The sequence below is a fragment of the Streptomyces sp. SS7 genome (assembly GCF_037993025.1).
Lineage (GTDB): Bacteria > Actinomycetota > Actinomycetes > Streptomycetales > Streptomycetaceae > Streptomyces.
The window spans coordinates 129,311-146,881 of sequence record NZ_CP141223.1 but is presented as its reverse complement, the minus strand read 5'-3'; the positions used below and the strand labels follow the sequence as shown (position 1 = coordinate 146,881).

Here is a 17,571-nt window from a genome sequence, read left to right as displayed (position 1 = left end):
GCTGTCGATACAGTCTCGTCTCGGATGGGAGACCGCCATGTCCCGAGTCCAGCTCGCCCTGCGCGTCGCCGACCTGGAAGGCTCGATCGCCTTCTACTCCCGGCTGTTCAGCACCGAGCCCGCCAAGCGGCGCGAGGGCTACGCCAACTTCGCGATCACCGAGCCCCCGCTGAAGCTGGTCCTCATCGAGGGCGAGGCCGACGAGGAGACCCGCCTGGACCACCTCGGTGTCGAGGTCGCCAGCACCGAGGACGTCAACGCCGCCACGACCCGCCTGAAGGAATCGGGCCTGGCCACCTCCGAGGAGAACGACACCTCCTGCTGCTACGCGCTGCAGGACAAGGTGTGGGTGACCGGCCCGGGCAAGGAGCCGTGGGAGGTGTACGTGGTCAAGGCCGACGCCGACACCCTGGAGAGGGCCGACGCCGCCCCGGACGCGTGCTGCGGCACCACCGCCTGCTGCACTCCCGCGGAGCAGGCCCTCGATCCCGCGCAGAGCCCGGCGGAGGCGAAGGCCGCCGCCGGGTGCGGCTGCGCGAGCTGACCGGCTGCCTTCCGGGCGGCGCCTGCGCCGGCCGTACGCGCACGACCGCATGCTGGTCGGCGAGCTGCCGGCGCAGGTGGCTGTTCTCCACGGCGGCCCGGTCCAGGGCACCGACCAGCGCTTGGACGTCGACCTTCAGCTGGGTGATCTCTTCGGCGGCCCGCAGCTCTTTGAGCCGCCGGACCTGCCGGCGCAGCCGCTCCGGGTCGCTGAGGATGTCCCGGGCCTGGCGGTGGATGCGGATCGACCCGGCGAAGGCGCGGCCTGGGCGCCGGCGTGGATCGCGCGCCGGGCGGCCGGCTCGGCTGTACCGGCGCGCCGTACAGCTGCGCCCCGCGGCCCCGTCGCACCGCGGTCTGGGAGGCCCAGACGGCGAAGGCCTCGATCGGAAGGCAGCCAGGTCCAGAAAGCAGAAGCAGCAGAAGAAGAAGGAAGCGCCAGCCAGGTACGGCGACCTGGGAGATCTGTGGCAGCGATGGCCCGTCTCGACGCAGCCCCGCCACCTCCACGTCACGGCCGCCGAACGACGCGAACGTGCCCGAATCCGCAGCGAAAGAAGCATCCCCTGGGGCGGCAGACCCCCCCACCGCGGCCTGACCACTCAACCCGGTGAACCTTCCCGGTCACAGCACAAGCCGCAGCCGGAACGTGACGGAGCCCGGGAGCATGTCCAGCTCCCGGGCTCCAGCTTGCCACCCATTTGCGCACACCGACGGCGTTTAAGAACCGCGGGTCATGTTGAGATCGACGTGTTCTGCCTTTGAACTACAGCGCCACGAGAGAGGCGCCGGGGGGACTTGAACCCCCATCCGTCGACGTTCGCCCACGCTCGGTCGATCCGGTGTTCGGCGGCGAATACTGAGACTGGAGCGAGAATCTGAGTTTCATGGGGCCGCCTCTGCCAGGCTTGGGCCACCCCCGCACGTGGTGCGGGGAGAGGGATTCGAACCCCCAACTGACACCCCTTCATCAGCTTCAACATCAGTTTCAGCTTGCGCTCATCGCGCACCCTCCGCTCGCGACGGAGGGCGTATGTGGGGGCTACCGGAAGAGGTAGCCGAATACCGCATCTCCGACCCGCTGGTCGGTGACCTCGGTGCTGTTCGCCTCCTCGCGGGCGAACTTGACGGACTGCTGGAGCTTCTCGACGCGGTCGAGGATCTCGTTGACCCGCCGGGCGGGCAGCGCGCCGGAGAACTTCACCGTAGTCCAGTAACCGACCGGGACGTCCTCGTAGTACACCTCGACCTGCGCCGGGTGCTTCTCCGTGGCCTCGGCCTTCACATGGTTGCGCGGAACCTTCTTCGTGCGGATGGTCCGCACCGGGTCCGTCTTCCACGAGTCCGTCGAGGGGTCCAGGTTCCACGACTCGGAGGCGTCGAGCACCGGCAGCTTGCGCACGAAGGTGTGCAGGTCGGTGAGTTGCTTCTCCAGGAACAACAGGTACGGGACAGGCACCTGGGGCAACAGCACCGTACCGTCGACCACCACGTCCGCGGCCGCGGACCGGTTCGCCCAGTCCTTCGTCGCGGTCACGTCGAACAGCCGCGTCAGCGTCCCGGCGGTGGCCCGCAAAGCGTCCTCGGCCTTGATCTGCACCCGCGTGGCCTCGGGCGGCAGCTGCTCGCCCTCTTCGTCCTTGGGCTGGTAGGTCCGGGAGATGCCGGCCAGCAGGGCAGGCTTCTGCACGTCCTGGTGAGTCTGCGTGAGCTCCTGGAGAGCCTTGGACTTGACGCCCTTTTCGACTGCGATGATCTGATTCAGCTTCGGCACACGGCGAACCTAACAACTCCGCGCCGCACGCACATCCGATTATGCGCCAGGCCGAGAGGGCGGGGCGGCGAATGTGAGCCCGGACCGGGACGCGAAGGTCGCCAACCGTAAGGCGGCCGCCCGGCCGACGGCCCCGTGCGGTCCGTCGCAGGACGGAGGGCCACTGCTGCTACCGGGGACGTACCTCGGTGGTCCGACAAGCGTCGACCGCAGTGTCGGTCGCCGCGACACGGTGAACCTTCGCGGTCCCAGCCTCCCCAGCCAACTGCGCCCGGACCACACCGGATCATGCCCGTGTCACCGACGCCGGAAAGCGGCGGCCGCATCGAGAACGTCGATACGGCCGCCGCTGCCGTGACGAGGTTCCGTCGCCCGACGGTGATGCCGGTTGACGACAATCAGACGCCGTAGGGGCTGTCGATGATGCTCGTGATCCGCCAGGACGGCTGGACCATCGCCAGGTCGCCGTTCGTGGGCTCCTGCCCCGTCAATGGTGCGGAGCCTCTGTCGTGCCGTCGCTCCCCGAGTCGACGGCCCGTGCCTCGTGGAGTTCCTCGGCGACTTCGTGTGCCCGAGCCGGGTCGTAGACGGTCTTCGTCGTGTCCCCGTACGTCGCGGCGCCCCGGGGCGTGTAGTGGTAACTGCGGATCCCGTGGCGGACAGCCAGCTCGTCGACGGCGCTCACGGGGACGTGCCACAGGGCGGACAGGTCCGACGGTGTCCACCACTCGTCCGGGCACAGGAAGTTCCGGTCAACTTCCGTCCGGTGTTCCACCATCGCCCGGGCTGAGCCGAGTTGGCCGGTCAACCAGTCGAGCAGGGCTCCGGTGCCGACCCGGGACAGGGGTGCGTGGAAGCCCGGTTCGCAGTCCACCGTCCCTCCACGCGTGTGCAGCACCACTCTGATCGACTTTCGCCGGCCCAGTCTGAGCCGCTCGACCACGACGACCCGCTGCAGATCAGCCATGGCTACGGTCGACGAACGCAGGAAGCGGGCGACCACGATCTGCGTCGCATCGCCGTGCGGGCGGAACTCGATCCACCGCACCATCGCGGTCGACGTCGTGACCAGCAAGGCCAGGGTGAGCCCGACCACGGCCAGGACTGTCAGCCCGAGAACCACCCAGACGATGGCCCAGGCCTGCGCGGACTCGGTGAGTACGGCGACGAGCAGGGCCACCAGCAGCAGGGGGGCCGCGATCCACAACGGGACCACGACGCTCGCGCCGAGCGCGACACCGATCTCCCGGAGCCGACTTGGCACACATATCAGTCGCCCGCCCGCTGCCGTTGCCGAGACACTGCCCGCTAAAGACGGGTCCGGGTTTCCCATGGCCATGGTTCAAATGTACGTTTCGGCCGGGCAATGCGTAAGGCGTGCGCATCTCGCTGTCAGGCCGGCGTGCTTTGCTAATCTGCCGTGATGGATGAGGCGTTGGACGAGGGGCCGTTCTTTCACGGCACGAAGGCTGACCTGCGAGTCGGAGATCACCTCGCTGCCGGTTTCCGTTCCAACTACCGGCCGGAAATCGTGATGAACCACATCTACTTCACCGCGTTGCGCGACGGCGCGGGACTCGCCGCCGAGCTCGCCGCCGGCGACGGGGCCCCGCGCGTGTATGTCGTCGAACCGACGGGGGAGTTCGAGAACGATCCCAACGTCACGGACAGGAAGTTCCCCGGCAATCCCACCCGCTCCTATCGCAGCAGGGATCCGCTGCGGATCGTCGGCGAGGTCACCGACTGGACGCGGCAAACACCCGAAGCTCTCCGCATGTGGCGGGACCGGCTGGCCGCGATCCGTCTGGACGAGCGCGCCGAAATCATCAACTGACGGCTGACCGTCTCGCACCGGAAATGACCCGGCCCGCCCCGGTTGGTGGGTGAGGGTGGGTCGGTCCGTGTAGTGCTTCCGCGCAGGGTGCCGGTGCCGACCGTCCCGTGGCTGAGGTCCGTTACGTGCGAGGCGGCCCGTCGCGCCGCGCCGTGTGCAACGCGAGGCCCTGCCCGGGGTGTACGCCGTGATCGGCCGCCGCGTGCGTACACGCGCGGCGGGGTTGCTGCGGCGGCGGAGGAAGCGGGGGAGGGGGAGGGCGAGGTTGACGAAGCCTTCGGCCTGCATGGCGGCGAAGCCGATGCGGGGGAGGTCGCCGGAGGCGCGGTAGACGACGAAGCGGGGTTCCCAGCGGGGCTGGAACTTGGCGTTGAACTTGTAGAGGGACTCGATCTGGAACCAGCGGGAGAGGAAGACGAGCAGGCCGCGCCAGGCGCGCAGGACGGGTCCGGCGCCGATCTTCTCGCCGCGGGCCAGGGCGGAGCGGAACATGGCGAAGTTGGGGGAGACGCGGGTGATGCCGAATTTGGGGGCGGCCTGGAGGGCGGCGACGATGAGGAGTTCGTTCATGCCGGGGTCGGCGGAGCGGTCGCGGCGCATCAGGTCCAGGGAGGCGCCGTCGGTGCCCCAGGGCACGAAGTGCAGGATGGCCTTGAGGTCGCCGTAGGGGCCGGGGGTTTCGTCGGCTTTGTGGGCGGTGGCGATGAGGCAGTCGCTGTCGGCGGGGTCGCCGACGCGGCCCAGTGCCATGGAGAAGCCGCGTTCGGTGTCGGTGCCGCGCCAGTCCTCGCCGCCGGTCTCGGAGCAGCCCATGACGGCGGGTGTCCAGGAGTGGGCCTTGGCCTCGTCCATGAGACGGCCTGCCCTCGTCAGCCGGTGAGCCCGGCGTCGCGGGCCACGAGGGCCGCCTGGACGCGGTTGGTGACCTCCAGTGCGCTCAGTATGCGGCTGACGTGGGCCTTGACGGTGCTCTCGCGCATGGCCAGGCGGGCGGCGATGCCGGCGTTGGTGTCGCCTACGGCGAGGAGGGCGAGAACGTCGCGTTCGCGGGGGGTGAGGCGGCCGAGCAGGGACTGGGCGGCGGTTGCCCGGGGCGGGTTGGCGGCGTGGTAGCGATCGATGAGGCGGCGGGCCGCGGCGGGGTGCAGCATGGCCGACCCGCCGGCGACGAGGTGGACGGCGCGCAGTATCTCGGCGGGTTCGGTGTCCTTGAGCAGGAACCCGTCGGCTCCGGCGGCAAGGGAGTTGTAGACGTATTCGTCGAGGTCGAAGGTGGTCAGGGTGATCACTTTCGGGGGGTGGGGGAGCGCACGCAGCCTGGCGGTGGCGGTGATGCCGTCCATGCCCGGCATCCGTACGTCGACGAGGGCGACGTCGACACGGTGGGCCGTGGCCCGTTCGACGGCCTGGAGCCCGTCGCAGGCCTGGGCGACCACGTCGATGTCCTTGTCCGTGGCGAGGAGGTCGGTCAGTCCGAGGCGGACCAGGGCGTCATCGTCGACGATCATGGCGCGGATCATGTGGGGCTGCCGTTCTGTCCGGTGCTGGTGGGGTGGGGGATACGGGCGGCGAGGCGCCAGGCTCCGCCTCCCGCGGGGCCTGCCGACAGACACCGCCGAGGGCGGTGACACGGGTGCGCAGCCCGACGAGACCGCAGCCGGAGCTGACGGTGTCCGTGCCGGGGGTGCCGGACGTGTGGTGACCTCGACGAGGGTGGCCGACGGCCGGTAGTCGACGCACACGGTGACCCGGCTTCCCGTGGCGTGCTTGCGGGCGTTGGTCAGCGCTTCCTGCACGAGACGGTAGGCGGCCAGACGACGAGTGGTGGGAGCCTGACCGGGAAGGCCTTCGACGACCAGGTCGACATGCTGGCCCGCGGTGCGGGCCTCGGCGGTCAGTTCCCCCACCTCCCGAAGGGCGGGGGCGAGCCCGGCACCGGACGGCGTGGCCACAGTGTCGTGCAGGGCAGGACGTCACGGAGGTCGCCCAGGGCTTCGACCGACGTGCCGCGCAGCAGTACGAGCCGTTCGGCGACCGGGGCGGGCAGCGTGTCGCTCCTGGTGACGAGGACACCGGTGTGCAGGGCGATCAGGCTCAAGCGGTGGGCGAGCACGTCATGCATCTCCGCCGCGATCCGTGACCGCTCCGCCGCCTGCGCGGCCTCCTCACGGAGATCCGCCGCCACCCGCAGGTGTTCGACGTCGGCGGCCAGGGCCTCCAGCAGACGCCGCCGGTTGCCCAGCCACAGACCGACGACGATGGCCAGTACGGGCAGGAGCAGCGTGGAGGCGTAACTCTGTGTCGTCCACAGGGAGGTGTCCCGGTAGCTGAGGAGGTTGCCGGCCAGCGCTGCCACGGCACATCCGACCGCCGGCCGAACCCGGCGGTCCACCGCCAGGCCGAACAGGGCGAGCACCATCAGCGGAAGCAGCGGCCACCCCCACCACGCGGTGGCGACGGTGACCACGACAGGCGCCACGGGCCATCGGAGCCGGGGCACCAGCAGGCACGCGCCGCTCAGGAGGGCCGCCGCGCTCACCGCGACGAGAGGTGGGTCGTCGACGAGCGACATGGCGTTCAGCGGCGCCGCCACCCCACACACGGCCACCAGGCTCACCCGTCCATAGGCAGCCCACCTGCGGCCTTCTTTCTTCCTCACCCGGATCATCCTAGGCAGACCAGGAGGAACCTGCCCCGGACGATCTGCCACGGTCATCCCCGACTTTCGTAGGGGGAAGGCGTCGCACATTGACGGATCCGATGCCTGAAGCCGGTTTCTAGCGTCGAACCCATGAAAGACCGGATCACCTCAGAACCACCGTGTCCCGGCATCCCGTCAAGGCGAGGGCTGGATGTTCCTGGCCGAAGCGGCCCGCGATCTGCGGACCACCGGCGCGGTCGCTCCCAGCGGCAGGGCGCTCGCCCGCGCCCTGACCGAACCCCTGCGAGCCCAGGGCCCGCGCCCGCTCACGGTGCTGGAGGTCGGCGCGGGCACCGGGGCCATCACGCGTGTCCTGATACCGCAGCTCCCGCGGGGGAGCCGGCTGGACATCGTGGAGGCCAACCCGCGCTTCACCACCCGGCTGCGGAGCCTGGTGGACGCCCATCCGGCTCTGGCGGACCGGCCCGCACGGGTGACAGTGCACCAGACACTCGTGGAGAACCTCACCACGGACGTGCGCTACGACGTGATCGTCTCCGGCCTGCCGCTGACGAACTTCACGCCCGCGCAGGTGGAACGGATCATGTCCCGCTACATGGAACTGCTGCATCCCGGCGGCACCCTCACCTACTTCGCCTACCTGGGCACGCGCAGGGCACGTGCGCTGACCGCATCGAGGGCGGAGGCACTCCGGCACGCGGCGGTGGACGAGGTGATGACCGGCTACCAGCGCAGGTATGCCACCGGCCGCTGGACGGTCTGGGCCAACATGCCCCCCGCCTGCGCCTGGCACCTGCAGGTGCCCCTCGTGCCCGCGCACCGGCAGCACTTCACAGAGACCACACGGCGGTGACAGCGCTGTCGGACATCCTCGGCCACCTTTCCCCCATTTTGGCCTACACGGTGGTGGCAGCAGCCGTGCTGGCCGAGTCCGTTCTCCTGGTCGGCGCCTTCATCCCCACCCTGACGCTGCTGCTGACCGCGGGCGCGCTGGCCCGCACCGGCCGCATCAGCCTTACCGTCGTGCTGGTCGTGGCCGCCGCGGCCGTGGTGACGGGCGATTTCCTCGCTCACCGCACCGGCAGGCTCCTCGGGGCCCGGCTGAGGGCGGGGCGGGTGGGCCGCCGTATCCCGGGCGCCGCCTGGCGACGAGCCGAGACCCTGATGACACGCCACGGCGGCAGAGCCGTCCTCCTCGCCCGTTTCCTCCCTGTGGTGCGCACGCTCGCTCCGCACTTCGCAGGTGCCACCCGCCTGCCGTACCGGCGCATCGCCCCCTACAGCGTCGCCGCCGCCTGCCTGTGGGCAGCGGCAGAAGCCGGTGCCGGATACGCGGCCGCGGCGTCTGTGCAACCCATCCTGACCCTGGGCGGCCCCACCCTGGCCGTGGCCGTCCTGACCGCCCTCGGTGTCACGCTCCTCTGGCGTCGCCGCGTCCGCCCGGTAAGCCGTGCGGCCGCAGACCGGCGCCCCGGCCCCGACCACGGTGACACCCCGTCAGACCGCCCGCTCCAGGATCGTTCGGCCCCGCGATGAAGGACGCTGGACTCCCACGCGCGAGCGCGGACTCATTTTCAGTCAAGGAAAAGCGCCGCAAGCCGTGGGAGGCGGCGTCTCATCTGCTCTTCATCTTCGGGGTCCCCGTTCCATTCCTCGCCCAGCGGCTTGTCCGGACGCGCCATGCCTCTCAGCGCAGTCTCGACGGCTGTATCGAGCGAGTCGGTCTCCCCTTGGATCCTTCGGTACGCGTCCGAGATCAAATAGCTCACAGACTCGTAGCCGATCCAACCCCCTTCCCCACGGCTCATACGGGTGACCGTAGGCAAGTCGGCAAGGATGTCGGGATGTGCCACCGCGCGGCTGAAGGTGTCCCGCCCGAGGAGGATCAGCCCGCCACGGAAGTCCATGAAGCCGTCATCCGTGTAGCTTCCCTCGATCAAGTAGGCGGCCATGCACAACGCATACTGACAGGCCGAATCCTTCACCTCGACGTACTTGACGTAGAAGTCGACGATCTCGGCGGGCTCCAGCGTGGCAAGGACATCGACCAGCGCCTCGGGCAGTGGATCATCTGGCAGGTCGCGATCGTCGGCGCGGTCACCGACCGCGGCCCGAGCCCTGTCGACGAGCCCCCACCACTCACTCATGTCCATGAGTGATCATAGACACGCGAGACCTGACAGCTCGACGCAGGGTCTCACCGAGCCAGTCGAAGGTGAAGGCCGCCAGGTCCTCGACCGGTCCGGTGTGCTCGCGCGGCACGATGTCGGGGCGCTCCCGCGTCCAGGCGAAGTTGGCGTTCGTCGCGGGGGAAGAACAGCACGTAGGTGTCGCTCGGTCGGCACGGCCACTCCCGGGCACCCTCTCGAACCGGGCGTAGGAACTCACGCTGGAACGGATCGCAGTTTTCCGGGGTTGTGTCATGTTCGTCGAACTCGAACCAGAGCGGGTGCACAGGTGTCATCGTAAGCGCGTGCAGGCCCGACACCGGCTTGTCCCGGGCGTGGGGCGTCACCTCTTCATGAGGTTCAGAAGCAGCGTGGCGATCTCCTCCGGAGCCTCCTCGGCCATGAAGTGGCCCGCCTGGGTGGTGAGGTGCTGGAGGTCGGTGGCCCACGGCCGCCAGATCGCGTGGGCATCGAACCCCAGCTGTCGGCCCCAGTCCTGCTGGACGACCGTCACCGGCATGGCGAGCCGGTTGCCGGCGTCGAGGTCGGCCTGGTCATGCTCGATGTCGACGGTCGCGGTGGCGCGGTAGTCGGCGACGATCGACGGAACGGCGTCCCGGCATGCGCGAAGGTACTCGGCGCGCACTTCCGCCGGGATCGCGTCGGAGCTCGTGGACCATGCGTCGAGGAAGTGCCCGAAGAACGCGTCGGCGCTGTTGGCGATCATCTGTTCGGGCAGGCCGGGCGGCTGGGCCATCAGATACAGGTGGAAGGCCACCGCCGCGCCGGCCCCGTGGAGGACGTTCCAGGTGTCCGGAGTGGGAACGATGTCAAGGATTCCCAGGTGGCTGATCCGATTCGGGTGATCCAGGCCGGCTCGGAAAGCAACGTGCGCGCCCCGGTCGTGTCCGACCAGCGTGAACCGGTCGAATCCGAGTGCGTCGGCCAGGCCGATGATGTCCGCGGCCATCGTCCGCTTCGAGTAGGTGTCCTCGGCGACCGCTTCCGGCTTGCTGCTGGCGCCGTAGCCGCGAAGGTCGGGGCAGACCACGGTGTGGTGCTCGGCCAGGACGGGAGCGACATGCCGCCACATCAGGTGGGTCTCGGGAAAGCCGTGGAGCAGCACGACGGCCGGCCCGTCTCCGCCTACCACTGCGTTCAGCTCGACGTCGTCGGTCACGCCGATCGACCTGGTCTCGAACCCCGGAATGCTGATGCCCATCGTTGTCGCTTCCCTTCTGCCGAACGTGTGAGGTACTGCCCCTCACGCGTGGGTGCGTGAAGGTCCATCAAGGGCTCAGGCCGGTTGACGAGTCACGGCCGCAGAGCCCGTCGCCTGCTGTCGGCCGAGCTTCTCCACGACGCGGTCGCGGAGAAGCTCGTACTCCTGACGGAGCCTGTGCCATTCGGTCTCGGGCGGGCGGGGAATCACGATGCCTGCGGTGACGATCTCCTCCGGCCCGAACTGCTCGCGGGTGAGGTCGATCTCGATGCCCATGCCCAGGCGGTTCCACCAGTGGTAGTCCACACGCTCTCCGTCGACGTGGACCTCTCCCCGGAGCAACTCACCTCCCAGCAGGTCATGGAGCACCATGGCGGTCACTCCGCACTGGTCCCGGGCCGGGTTGTCCTTGGTCCAGCTCGATCGGAACTCAGGCGTGCAGGTCTCGGCACTCCAACTGCTGCGAACGGCTTGTTCGATGTCGGTGAGAAGCAACGGTGTCATGCCGGCGATCCTGCCAGCAGGCACTGACAACGGCCCGACGCCGGCAGACACGGCAACCGGCTCTGGCCTTCAAAGCATGGGCGCCACAAGGCCGTTGTCCTGGAGCCCCCTACTGCGCTCTTTCAGTCGGGGTGAACGAGGCGGCTTTCGTAGGCGAAGACCACAGCCTGTGCGCGGTCGCGCAGTTCGAGCTTGTGCAGGATCCGTCCCAGGTGGGACTTCACGGTCGCCTCCGCGAGGTACAGCGTGTCCGCGATCTCCCTGTTGGACAGGCCGCGGGCCACCTGGACGAGTACCTGGCGCTCGCGGGCGGTCAGCCGGTGCAGACGCTCTTCCCGCTGACCGCTGCCGCCGCCGGGAATGTGGGCGGAGAAGTTCTGCAGCAGACGGCGGGTGACCCTGGGGGAGACCACCGCGTCCCCTGCGGCGACATTGCGAACGGCGGTGAGAAGCTCCTCGGGCCGTGTGTTCTTCAGCAGGAAGCCCGACGCGCCGGCCCTGAGTCCGGAGAACGCGTATTCGTCCAGGTCGAAGGTGGTGAGGACGAGCACTCTGCTCTGAGGCGAGACGCGGATGATCCGTCGGGTCGCCTCGATACCGTCCACGCCCGGCATACGGACGTCCATCAGTACGACATCGGGGCGCAGTTGCCGGGCGAGACGGACGGCTTCGTCGCCGTCCGCGGCCTCGCCGACCGGTTGCATGTCCGGCTGGGCGTCCAGCACCGTGGTGAAGGCCATGCGCAGGAGTGCCTCGTCGTCGGCGAGCAGGACGCGGATCGTCATACGGCCACGTCCGCTCCGCCGCCGAGTTCCAGGCGGGTGCGCACTCGCCAGCCGCCACCCGGGAGCGCTCCGGCGTGCAGTGTCCCGCCGTAGGTGACCGCTCGCTCGCGCATGCCGGCGATGCCGTGCCCGGACGGGACGCCGGCAGGCTGCGCGGGTCCGTCGTCGGTGACGTCAACCGTGACGCTCGCGGCGAGGCAGCGTATCCGGACCTCCGCGCGGGTGCCGGAGGGCGTGTGCTTGAGGGTGTTGGTCAAGGCTTCCTGCACCAGGCGGTAAACGGTGAGTTGTGCCGTGGAGGGAACGGGCGTGTGGTCGCCCTCGACCTCCAGGCGGGTCGGCAGCCCCGCGGCGCGCATCTGGACGGCCAGGGACTCCAACTGGGCGATGCCGGGCGGCGGATGACGCTCCGCGTCCGGTTCACCCGCCCGCAGAATTCCCAGCGCGCGCCGCATGTCGGTCAGCGCCTGCCGGCCCGTCTCGGAGATCTGCGGCAGCACGGCGGACGACTTGTCTGCCGACCGGGCGTAGGCGGCGGAGTCCGCCAGCGCGACCATGACGGACAGGTTGTGGGTGACGATGTCGTGCATCTCGCGGGTGATACGTGCCCTTTCCTCAGCCACCGCCAGCCGTGCCCGCTGGTCCTGCTCGACTTCCAGGTGCGCCGCCCGCTCCCTGAGGGCGCGCATGTTCGCTCCGAGGGCGGCGGCAGCGGCAGCCAACGCGTTCAACGTGAGGACGGTGATCGCGAAGCGGCCGTCGGCCGCCCAGCGCAGGCAGGCCAGCACGATGCCGCACTCCAGGACGGCGCAGGCCGACAGCAGGTGGCGTCGGGTCGAGTGCGCCGCCACCGTGTACAGGGCCACCGGCAGAGCGATGTCCGCCGGCAGCTGAAGGCCCAGCAGCCACTGGCCCCACGCCGCAGCGGCCACGGCGCAGAACACCGCCCAGGGGGCGCGGCGTCGCCACACCAGAGGCAGCAGGAGCATGCCGCTGACCGCCACCGGCCCCGGCTTTCCGGCCAGCGCCGACAGCGGCGCTATGAACAGCAGGGACGCCAGCAGCGAGTCCCACGCCCAGGGCGGGAGCCTGGAACCGGCGCGCAGCACGGCGTTCACCAGCCGCTCGGACGGGACCGCGGCAGCGAACCGGGCGCGGCGCATCGCGCGGCGTTTCGTGCAAGCCCGGACCGTGATCATCGCGCGGTGCCTCCTCGGAGCCGATCGGTTCGACGGTTCATCACGCTAGGCCGCCGAACCGCTGACGGCATGAGCTCGCCGGCTGAAAGCGCCGTACCGAGACTGAGCCCTGAGGAGGACTCCCCGTTCCTACCCCAGTGGCAAAGAGGACCGCTGACCTGGGCTGCGTCGCGTTTCACCCCTTGCACAGGACTACTGAGCGGCTCGGGATTCATCCCCCAGTCGTACGTGAACCTGCCGACGAGGTATGGCTCAGCCAGCAAAACCCGCAGGTCACAGTCCTGGATGCGGGATTCGGGAGGAGGTGTTCCCCCCGGTGCGTCCGGCAGGTGAAAGGCCGACCGGGAGCCGATGTGCGGGTCCGGCCACGCGATCTAGGTTCTGCAGACGGCAAATGGCGCGGCCGACGGACCGCTGTCGGCCGTGCCCTGGAGAACTGAAGGAGAACTCGTGCTGCGCCTACGCAGAGCCGCCGCAGCCGCTGCCGCGGCGGCCATGACAAGTGTTTCCCTGATCACCGGGTGTGCGTTCCGGGGGGAAGCCACAACCTTCGACGACGGGCTGGCCCGTTTCCAGCACCAGAAGGTCGTCTGGCACGGCTGCAAGAACAGTCCGAAGGACACCACGGGCGAGGAGTTGGACCAGGCCGGCGCCCGGTGCGGCGAAGTCACCGTGCCATGGGACTACCGGCACCCCGATGGCCGGGTCATCGAGGTGGCGCTGTCGCGTCTGCGGGCCACCGACCGCGCCCACCGTCACGGCACGCTCCTCTACAACCCCGGCGGACCCGGCGTGCCCGCCATGTACCTCGCTCTCCAGCTGCGACAAGCCGAACCCTTGCTGGCCGCGCGGTACGACGTGATCGGCATGGACCCCCGATTCGTCGGCCGCAGCACACCCCTCGACTGTCACTGGCCGACCGTCAGCATCGGCTCCGCCGGACCCGACAGGAGCACGTTCGAGAAGACCGTGCGGCTCTCCAGGGACCTGGCATCCCGCTGCGCCCGCCACCGGTCCGTGCTGCCCTTCGTCTCCACGCGCAACACGGCCCGCGACATGGACGTGATCCGCGCCGCCCTGGGCGAGCAGAAGATCAACTACCTCGGTTCCTCCTACGGCACCTATCTGGGAGCGGTCTACCTGCAGCTCTTCCCGCACCGAGCCGACCGCGTGGTGCTCGACAGCACCCTGGATCCCGACCTCTACGGACCCGACCTGACCCGCACCATGGGGCCGGCCGTAGGCCGGGCTCTGGAGCACTGGGCGGGCTGGGCGGCCCGCCGCGACAGCCGCTACCACCTCGGCTCCACCCCTGCAGAGGTCCTCGACGCCGTCGACGAGCTCAACCGGACCGTCAGCCGTGGCCCGATCCGGGTCGGCGGCCACGCCGTCGACAGCCGGGTGCTGCCCCAGCTGTTGTGGAACGTCACCGCGGGGGACGACGACGAGGCGTATGCGAGCTACTCCGCCGATGTCCGGGTGCTGGCGACGGCCGCTCGCGGCATCGAGGTCACCCCCACGCACGTACTCGAGCAGACCCTGACCGGCCTGGCCGCCCCGGACTCGGACGGCACGTTCAGCGTCCAGACCGCGATCCAGTGCGCCGACCGGGCAGCCTCCCGCGACCCGGAAGCCTACTACCGCGACATCCAGGCCCACCGCACCACCGAGCCCGTCTTCGGACCGCTCGCCCGCACCGTGACTCCCTGCTCCTTCTGGCCGGCGGCCCCCGCGGAGCCCGCCACCAAGGTCCGCAACGACGTGCCCGTCCTGATGGTGGGTGCCACCGGTGACCCGGCGGCCCTCTACCGGGGCCAGCTGGCGGCGCACCGGGATCTGCGCGGTTCGCGCCTGGTCACGTTGCGCGGCGCCTTCCACCACACGGTCTACGCGGGCCTCTTCGCCCCGAAGAACACCTGCGTCGACAACGCGGTCAACGCATACCTGAAGGACGGCACCCTGCCGCCCGGTGATACGACATGCCGGAGCTGACCCGACCGCGGGACGGACAGCAAGTCCTGCGGGACCACCTTCCCGGGCGGAAAACGGGCCGCGTCCGCCGACGCCAGGGACCGGGTCGGCGAGTCTTTCCAGAAGTCACGCGCTCTGACGGCCGCCGGACGGTCCACCGAAGCGGCGCCCCTGCGGCAGCAGGTACGTGCTGGTCGAGCGGATTCCAGGTGACATGGGACGAGACAGCCCGGCGCGCCGGGCAGCAGCGGACGCACCGAGATCAGCGGTCCGGCGCTTGAGAGGGGTGTGCCGCGGCGGGATGCTGGAGGGGGCGCACGTACCTGTCTCGCTGAGGTGCGGTGCGCGGTCACCGGAGAAGCGAGAGGTGGCCCCATGGACAACGAGTCTGTCGTCCCCGGAGCGTCGCAGGACGCCGGGGTGCCCGAGGACTTCGCGGTCGTCGTCGACAGCAGGGGAAGGATCACGCTGTGGGGTGCCGGAGCCCGGAAACTGCTGGGGTACGCGGCTGAGGAGGTCGTGGGCCGCCCGGCCGCCCGCCTGCTCGCCGCAGGACTTCCCTTCTCCGCCCGACGGTATCTGTCCGCCAGGGAACCGTGGACGAGCGATGTGGCCCTGCGGCACCGGGACGGGGGCCGTCTCACGGTTCAGCTCCGGGGAACGCCGCTGGTCGACGCCGAGGTGCGACCCCTCTGGCTCATCACGGGGCCGGACCTGACGTACCCCGCCGGGCCGACCGCCCCGCAGGCGGCGGAGCTGTGGGACCGGACGCTCGCGCAGCTGCCCCTGCCCGTGGCCGTCTACGATCGCGAGGCGCGGTTCGTGACCTGCAACCGGACGATGAGCCGTGCCATGGGCATGACCCCGCAGGAGATGGCAGGCCTGACTCTCACGGAGATCCAGCCCACGCACGAGGAGATGGACCGTCTTCAGCGGCAGGCGCTGCGCACCGGCGAGATGATCCACCGCCAGGAGCGGCCGGCCCGAGCCCTCGGCGAGATCCACGATCATGCCTGGTCGGTCTTCCTCACCCCGCTGAAGGACGTGACCGGAGCGGTGCAGGGCCTGTCGGCGCTGGTCATCGACACCACGGAACAGTACTGGGCCCAGCGCCGCCTGGAGGTCCTCAACGACGCCGGCCTGCGCATCGGCACCACCCTCGACGTGACCCGGACCGCCGAGGAACTGGCCGAGGCCGCGGTGGCCGGGTTCGCGGACTTCGTGGCCGTCGATCTGCTGACGAGCGTCGTACAAGGTGACGAGCCGGAGCCGATATCGCCGACCGGACCGATCGTCTTCCGTCGCGCGGCACACGATTCGGTGCTTCCCGGCTGCCCCGAGGCCGTGCTCCCCGTGGGCGGGACGAATGTCTGTCCCCCGGATTCCCCACCGGGCCAGGCGGTGCTCACGGCACGGGGCACTCGGCACCGTGTCGGTGACCCGCCGCTTCGGGAGTGGCTCACGGCCCACCCGGCGCGCGACGAGAGCGTGCGGCGCCACGGGATGCATTCCGTGCTGCTGGTGCCGCTGCGTGCCCGCGGGGTCACCCTGGGCCTGGTCCACCTGGTGCGGCACCGTACGCCGGAGGCATTCGGCGACGACGACCTCCTGCTCGCCGAGGAGATCGCCGCCAGGGCGGCCGTGAGCATCGACAACGCCCGCCGGTACACCCATCAGCGCCGGACCGCTCTCGCCCTCCAGCGCAGTCTGCTGCCGGAACGGCTGCCCACACCGGCGGCCGTGGACCTCGCGTACCGCTATCTGCCGACCGGTTCCGAGAGCGGCGTCGGCGGGGACTGGTTCGACGCCATCCCGCTGTCCGGAGGACGGGTCGCCCTGGTGGTGGGCGACGTGGTGGGCCACGGCATCCACGCCTCGGCCACGATGGGCCGCCTGCGAGCCGCCGTCCACACCCTCGCCGACGTCGATCTCGCCCCCGACGAACTGCTCACCCAGCTGGACGATCTGGTCCTGCGCCTCGACCGGGAGGAGGGGCCGGACGCGCGGGAGCCCCGGGAGGAAGCGGCGGGAGAGGTCGGGGCCACCTGCCTGTACGCCGTGTACGACCCGGTCTCCCGCCGCTGCCAACTGGCCAGGGCCGGGCATCCACCGCCGGTCCTGGCACACCCGGACGGCACCGTGCGGTTCCTGGACCTGCCCGCCGGGCCGCCGCTCGGCCTGGGCGGGCTGCCCTTCGAGGCCACCACGGTCGACCTCGACGAGGGCAGCACGCTCGTCCTCTACACCGACGGTCTCGTCGAGGCCGCCGACCGGGACATCGACATCGGCCTCGGGCTTCTGCGGGACGCTCTGGCCGACCCCGCCCCTGATCTGGAGGAGACCTGCGACCAGGTGGTGCGCAAGGTGATGCCCGACCCTCCCGCCGACGACATCGTCCTGCTCCTGGCCCGCACGCGCGTGCTGGGTGCCGAGCAGGTGCGCACCTGGCAGCTGCCCTCCGATCCCGCGGCCGTCGCCGGAGCCCGCCGAATGGCGGACGACCAGCTGGCCGCCTGGGGGCTGGACGAGATGGCCTTCGCCACCGAGCTGATCGTCAGCGAACTCGTCACCAACGCCATCCGCTACGGCAGTGCGCCCATCCAGCTGCGACTCATCCGAGGTGACGCCCTCATCTGCGAGGTGTCCGACGGCACCAGCACCGCCCCGCACCTGCGCAGGGCCCGCATCTTCGACGAAGGCGGACGCGGGCTGCTGCTCGTCGCCCAGCTCGCGCAGCGCTGGGGCAGCCGCCAGACCCCGACGGGAAAGACGATCTGGGCGGAGCAGCCGCTGCCACGGTGAGGACCGCGGGGCTCGGCCGGCTCGCACCGGCCCCTGGGACGGAACCGGTGCCGGCGCTGACCCGGGCCCCGACACAGCCGCGGCGTGTACGGGCCAGGTGGTGCCCC

At 70.2% G+C, this 17,571-nt stretch carries 15 protein-coding genes and 2 pseudogenes; 7 read left to right on the top strand and 10 right to left on the bottom strand.

Features of this window, described 5'->3' with window-relative positions; all coding sequences use genetic code 11:
* Positions 1–37: 37 nt before the first annotated feature.
* Both U5640_RS00645 and U5640_RS00640 read left to right on the top strand, forming a co-directional pair.
* A complete protein-coding gene (locus U5640_RS00645) occupies positions 38–544 on the top strand; it encodes an ArsI/CadI family heavy metal resistance metalloenzyme (protein ID WP_340373833.1) in 507 nt (168 codons plus the stop codon).
* 497 nt (positions 545–1,041) lie between these two features.
* Positions 1,042–1,125, top strand: a pseudogene (locus U5640_RS00640) (IS630 family transposase); the annotation flags it as partial.
* 460 nt (positions 1,126–1,585) lie between these two features.
* On the opposite strand, the gene U5640_RS00635 reads toward U5640_RS00640, so the two are convergent.
* Complete coding sequence (locus U5640_RS00635) at positions 1,586–2,317, bottom strand: hypothetical protein (protein ID WP_340373832.1); 732 nt, start codon at positions 2,315–2,317, stop codon at positions 1,586–1,588.
* Positions 2,318–2,804: 487 nt separating this feature from the next.
* Positions 2,805–3,581, bottom strand: coding sequence for a hypothetical protein (locus U5640_RS00630; RefSeq protein WP_340373831.1), 777 nt, complete (start codon positions 3,579–3,581; stop codon positions 2,805–2,807).
* Between the two features lie 159 nt (positions 3,582–3,740).
* Between U5640_RS00630 and arr the strand changes: the two genes are divergently transcribed.
* A complete protein-coding gene (gene arr, locus U5640_RS00625; protein ID WP_340373830.1) occupies positions 3,741–4,151 on the top strand; it encodes an NAD(+)--rifampin ADP-ribosyltransferase in 411 nt (136 codons plus the stop codon).
* Between the two features lie 225 nt (positions 4,152–4,376).
* Here arr and U5640_RS00620 read toward each other — a convergent pair.
* From U5640_RS00620 to U5640_RS00610, 3 genes and pseudogenes are all read right to left on the bottom strand, one after another.
* Positions 4,377–5,009: pseudogene (locus U5640_RS00620) on the bottom strand (phosphatidylglycerol lysyltransferase domain-containing protein); the annotation flags it as partial.
* 11 nt (positions 5,010–5,020) lie between these two features.
* On the bottom strand, positions 5,021–5,671 hold the full coding sequence (locus tag U5640_RS00615; RefSeq protein WP_340373829.1) for a response regulator transcription factor: 651 nt from the start codon (positions 5,669–5,671) through the stop codon (positions 5,021–5,023).
* 374 nt (positions 5,672–6,045) lie between these two features.
* On the bottom strand, positions 6,046–6,810 hold the full coding sequence (locus U5640_RS00610; protein WP_340373828.1) for a histidine kinase dimerization/phosphoacceptor domain-containing protein: 765 nt from the start codon (positions 6,808–6,810) through the stop codon (positions 6,046–6,048).
* A gap of 193 nt (positions 6,811–7,003) precedes the next feature.
* On the opposite strand from U5640_RS00610, the gene U5640_RS00605 reads away from it, so the two are divergent.
* Together U5640_RS00605 and U5640_RS00600 are read left to right on the top strand one after the other, a co-directional pair.
* Positions 7,004–7,666 (top strand): methyltransferase domain-containing protein, encoded by a 663-nt coding sequence (locus U5640_RS00605; protein ID WP_340373827.1) that lies wholly within the window; start codon positions 7,004–7,006, stop codon positions 7,664–7,666.
* A complete protein-coding gene (locus U5640_RS00600) occupies positions 7,663–8,349 on the top strand; it encodes a VTT domain-containing protein (RefSeq protein ID WP_340373826.1) in 687 nt (228 codons plus the stop codon). Before U5640_RS00605 ends, U5640_RS00600 begins: the two co-directional genes overlap by 4 nt.
* A gap of 38 nt (positions 8,350–8,387) precedes the next feature.
* Here U5640_RS00600 and U5640_RS00595 read toward each other — a convergent pair whose 3' ends face one another.
* The 5 genes from U5640_RS00595 to U5640_RS00575 form a co-directional block, all read right to left on the bottom strand.
* Positions 8,388–8,966, bottom strand: a complete 579-nt coding sequence (locus U5640_RS00595) for a DUF4240 domain-containing protein (protein WP_340373825.1) — start codon at positions 8,964–8,966, stop codon at positions 8,388–8,390.
* 358 nt (positions 8,967–9,324) lie between these two features.
* Positions 9,325–10,203 (bottom strand): alpha/beta hydrolase, encoded by an 879-nt coding sequence (locus U5640_RS00590; RefSeq protein WP_340373824.1) that lies wholly within the window; start codon positions 10,201–10,203, stop codon positions 9,325–9,327.
* Positions 10,204–10,278: 75 nt separating this feature from the next.
* Positions 10,279–10,707: a hypothetical protein gene (locus tag U5640_RS00585; RefSeq protein WP_340384850.1), complete on the bottom strand. Its 429-nt coding sequence runs from the start codon at positions 10,705–10,707 to the stop codon at positions 10,279–10,281.
* A gap of 122 nt (positions 10,708–10,829) precedes the next feature.
* Complete coding sequence (locus U5640_RS00580; protein WP_340373823.1) at positions 10,830–11,492, bottom strand: response regulator transcription factor; 663 nt, start codon at positions 11,490–11,492, stop codon at positions 10,830–10,832.
* Positions 11,489–12,691 (bottom strand): histidine kinase, encoded by a 1,203-nt coding sequence (locus U5640_RS00575; protein WP_340373822.1) that lies wholly within the window; start codon positions 12,689–12,691, stop codon positions 11,489–11,491. Before U5640_RS00575 ends, U5640_RS00580 begins: the two co-directional genes overlap by 4 nt.
* 495 nt (positions 12,692–13,186) lie before the next feature.
* On the opposite strand from U5640_RS00575, the gene U5640_RS00570 reads away from it, so the two are divergent.
* A complete protein-coding gene (locus tag U5640_RS00570) occupies positions 13,187–14,683 on the top strand; it encodes an alpha/beta hydrolase (RefSeq protein WP_340373821.1) in 1,497 nt (498 codons plus the stop codon).
* Positions 14,684–15,037: 354 nt separating this feature from the next.
* Positions 15,038–17,464 carry a SpoIIE family protein phosphatase gene (locus tag U5640_RS00565; RefSeq protein WP_340373820.1) on the top strand — a complete coding sequence of 809 codons (2,427 nt, stop codon included), beginning with the start codon at positions 15,038–15,040 and terminating at the stop codon, positions 17,462–17,464.
* The last annotated feature ends 107 nt before the right edge of the window (positions 17,465–17,571 follow it).

Excerpts from the sequence above, each read along its gene's own strand:
- U5640_RS00645 (WP_340373833.1), top strand. The coding sequence starts at position 38 with ATGTCCCGAGTCCAGCTCGCCCTGCGCGTCGCCGACCTGGAAGGCTCG.
- arr (WP_340373830.1), top strand. The coding sequence starts at position 3,741 with ATGGATGAGGCGTTGGACGAGGGGCCGTTCTTTCACGGCACGAAGGCT.
- U5640_RS00615 (WP_340373829.1), bottom strand. The coding sequence starts at position 5,671 with ATGATCCGCGCCATGATCGTCGACGATGACGCCCTGGTCCGCCTCGGA.
- U5640_RS00605 (WP_340373827.1), top strand. The coding sequence starts at position 7,004 with ATGTTCCTGGCCGAAGCGGCCCGCGATCTGCGGACCACCGGCGCGGTC.
- U5640_RS00595 (WP_340373825.1), bottom strand. The coding sequence starts at position 8,966 with ATGGACATGAGTGAGTGGTGGGGGCTCGTCGACAGGGCTCGGGCCGCG.
- U5640_RS00590 (WP_340373824.1), bottom strand. The coding sequence starts at position 10,203 with ATGGGCATCAGCATTCCGGGGTTCGAGACCAGGTCGATCGGCGTGACC.
- U5640_RS00585 (WP_340384850.1), bottom strand. The coding sequence starts at position 10,707 with ATGACACCGTTGCTTCTCACCGACATCGAACAAGCCGTTCGCAGCAGT.
- U5640_RS00580 (WP_340373823.1), bottom strand. The coding sequence starts at position 11,492 with ATGACGATCCGCGTCCTGCTCGCCGACGACGAGGCACTCCTGCGCATG.
- U5640_RS00575 (WP_340373822.1), bottom strand. The coding sequence starts at position 12,691 with ATGATCACGGTCCGGGCTTGCACGAAACGCCGCGCGATGCGCCGCGCC.
- U5640_RS00570 (WP_340373821.1), top strand. The coding sequence starts at position 13,187 with ATGACAAGTGTTTCCCTGATCACCGGGTGTGCGTTCCGGGGGGAAGCC.
- U5640_RS00565 (WP_340373820.1), top strand. The coding sequence starts at position 15,038 with ATGGACAACGAGTCTGTCGTCCCCGGAGCGTCGCAGGACGCCGGGGTG.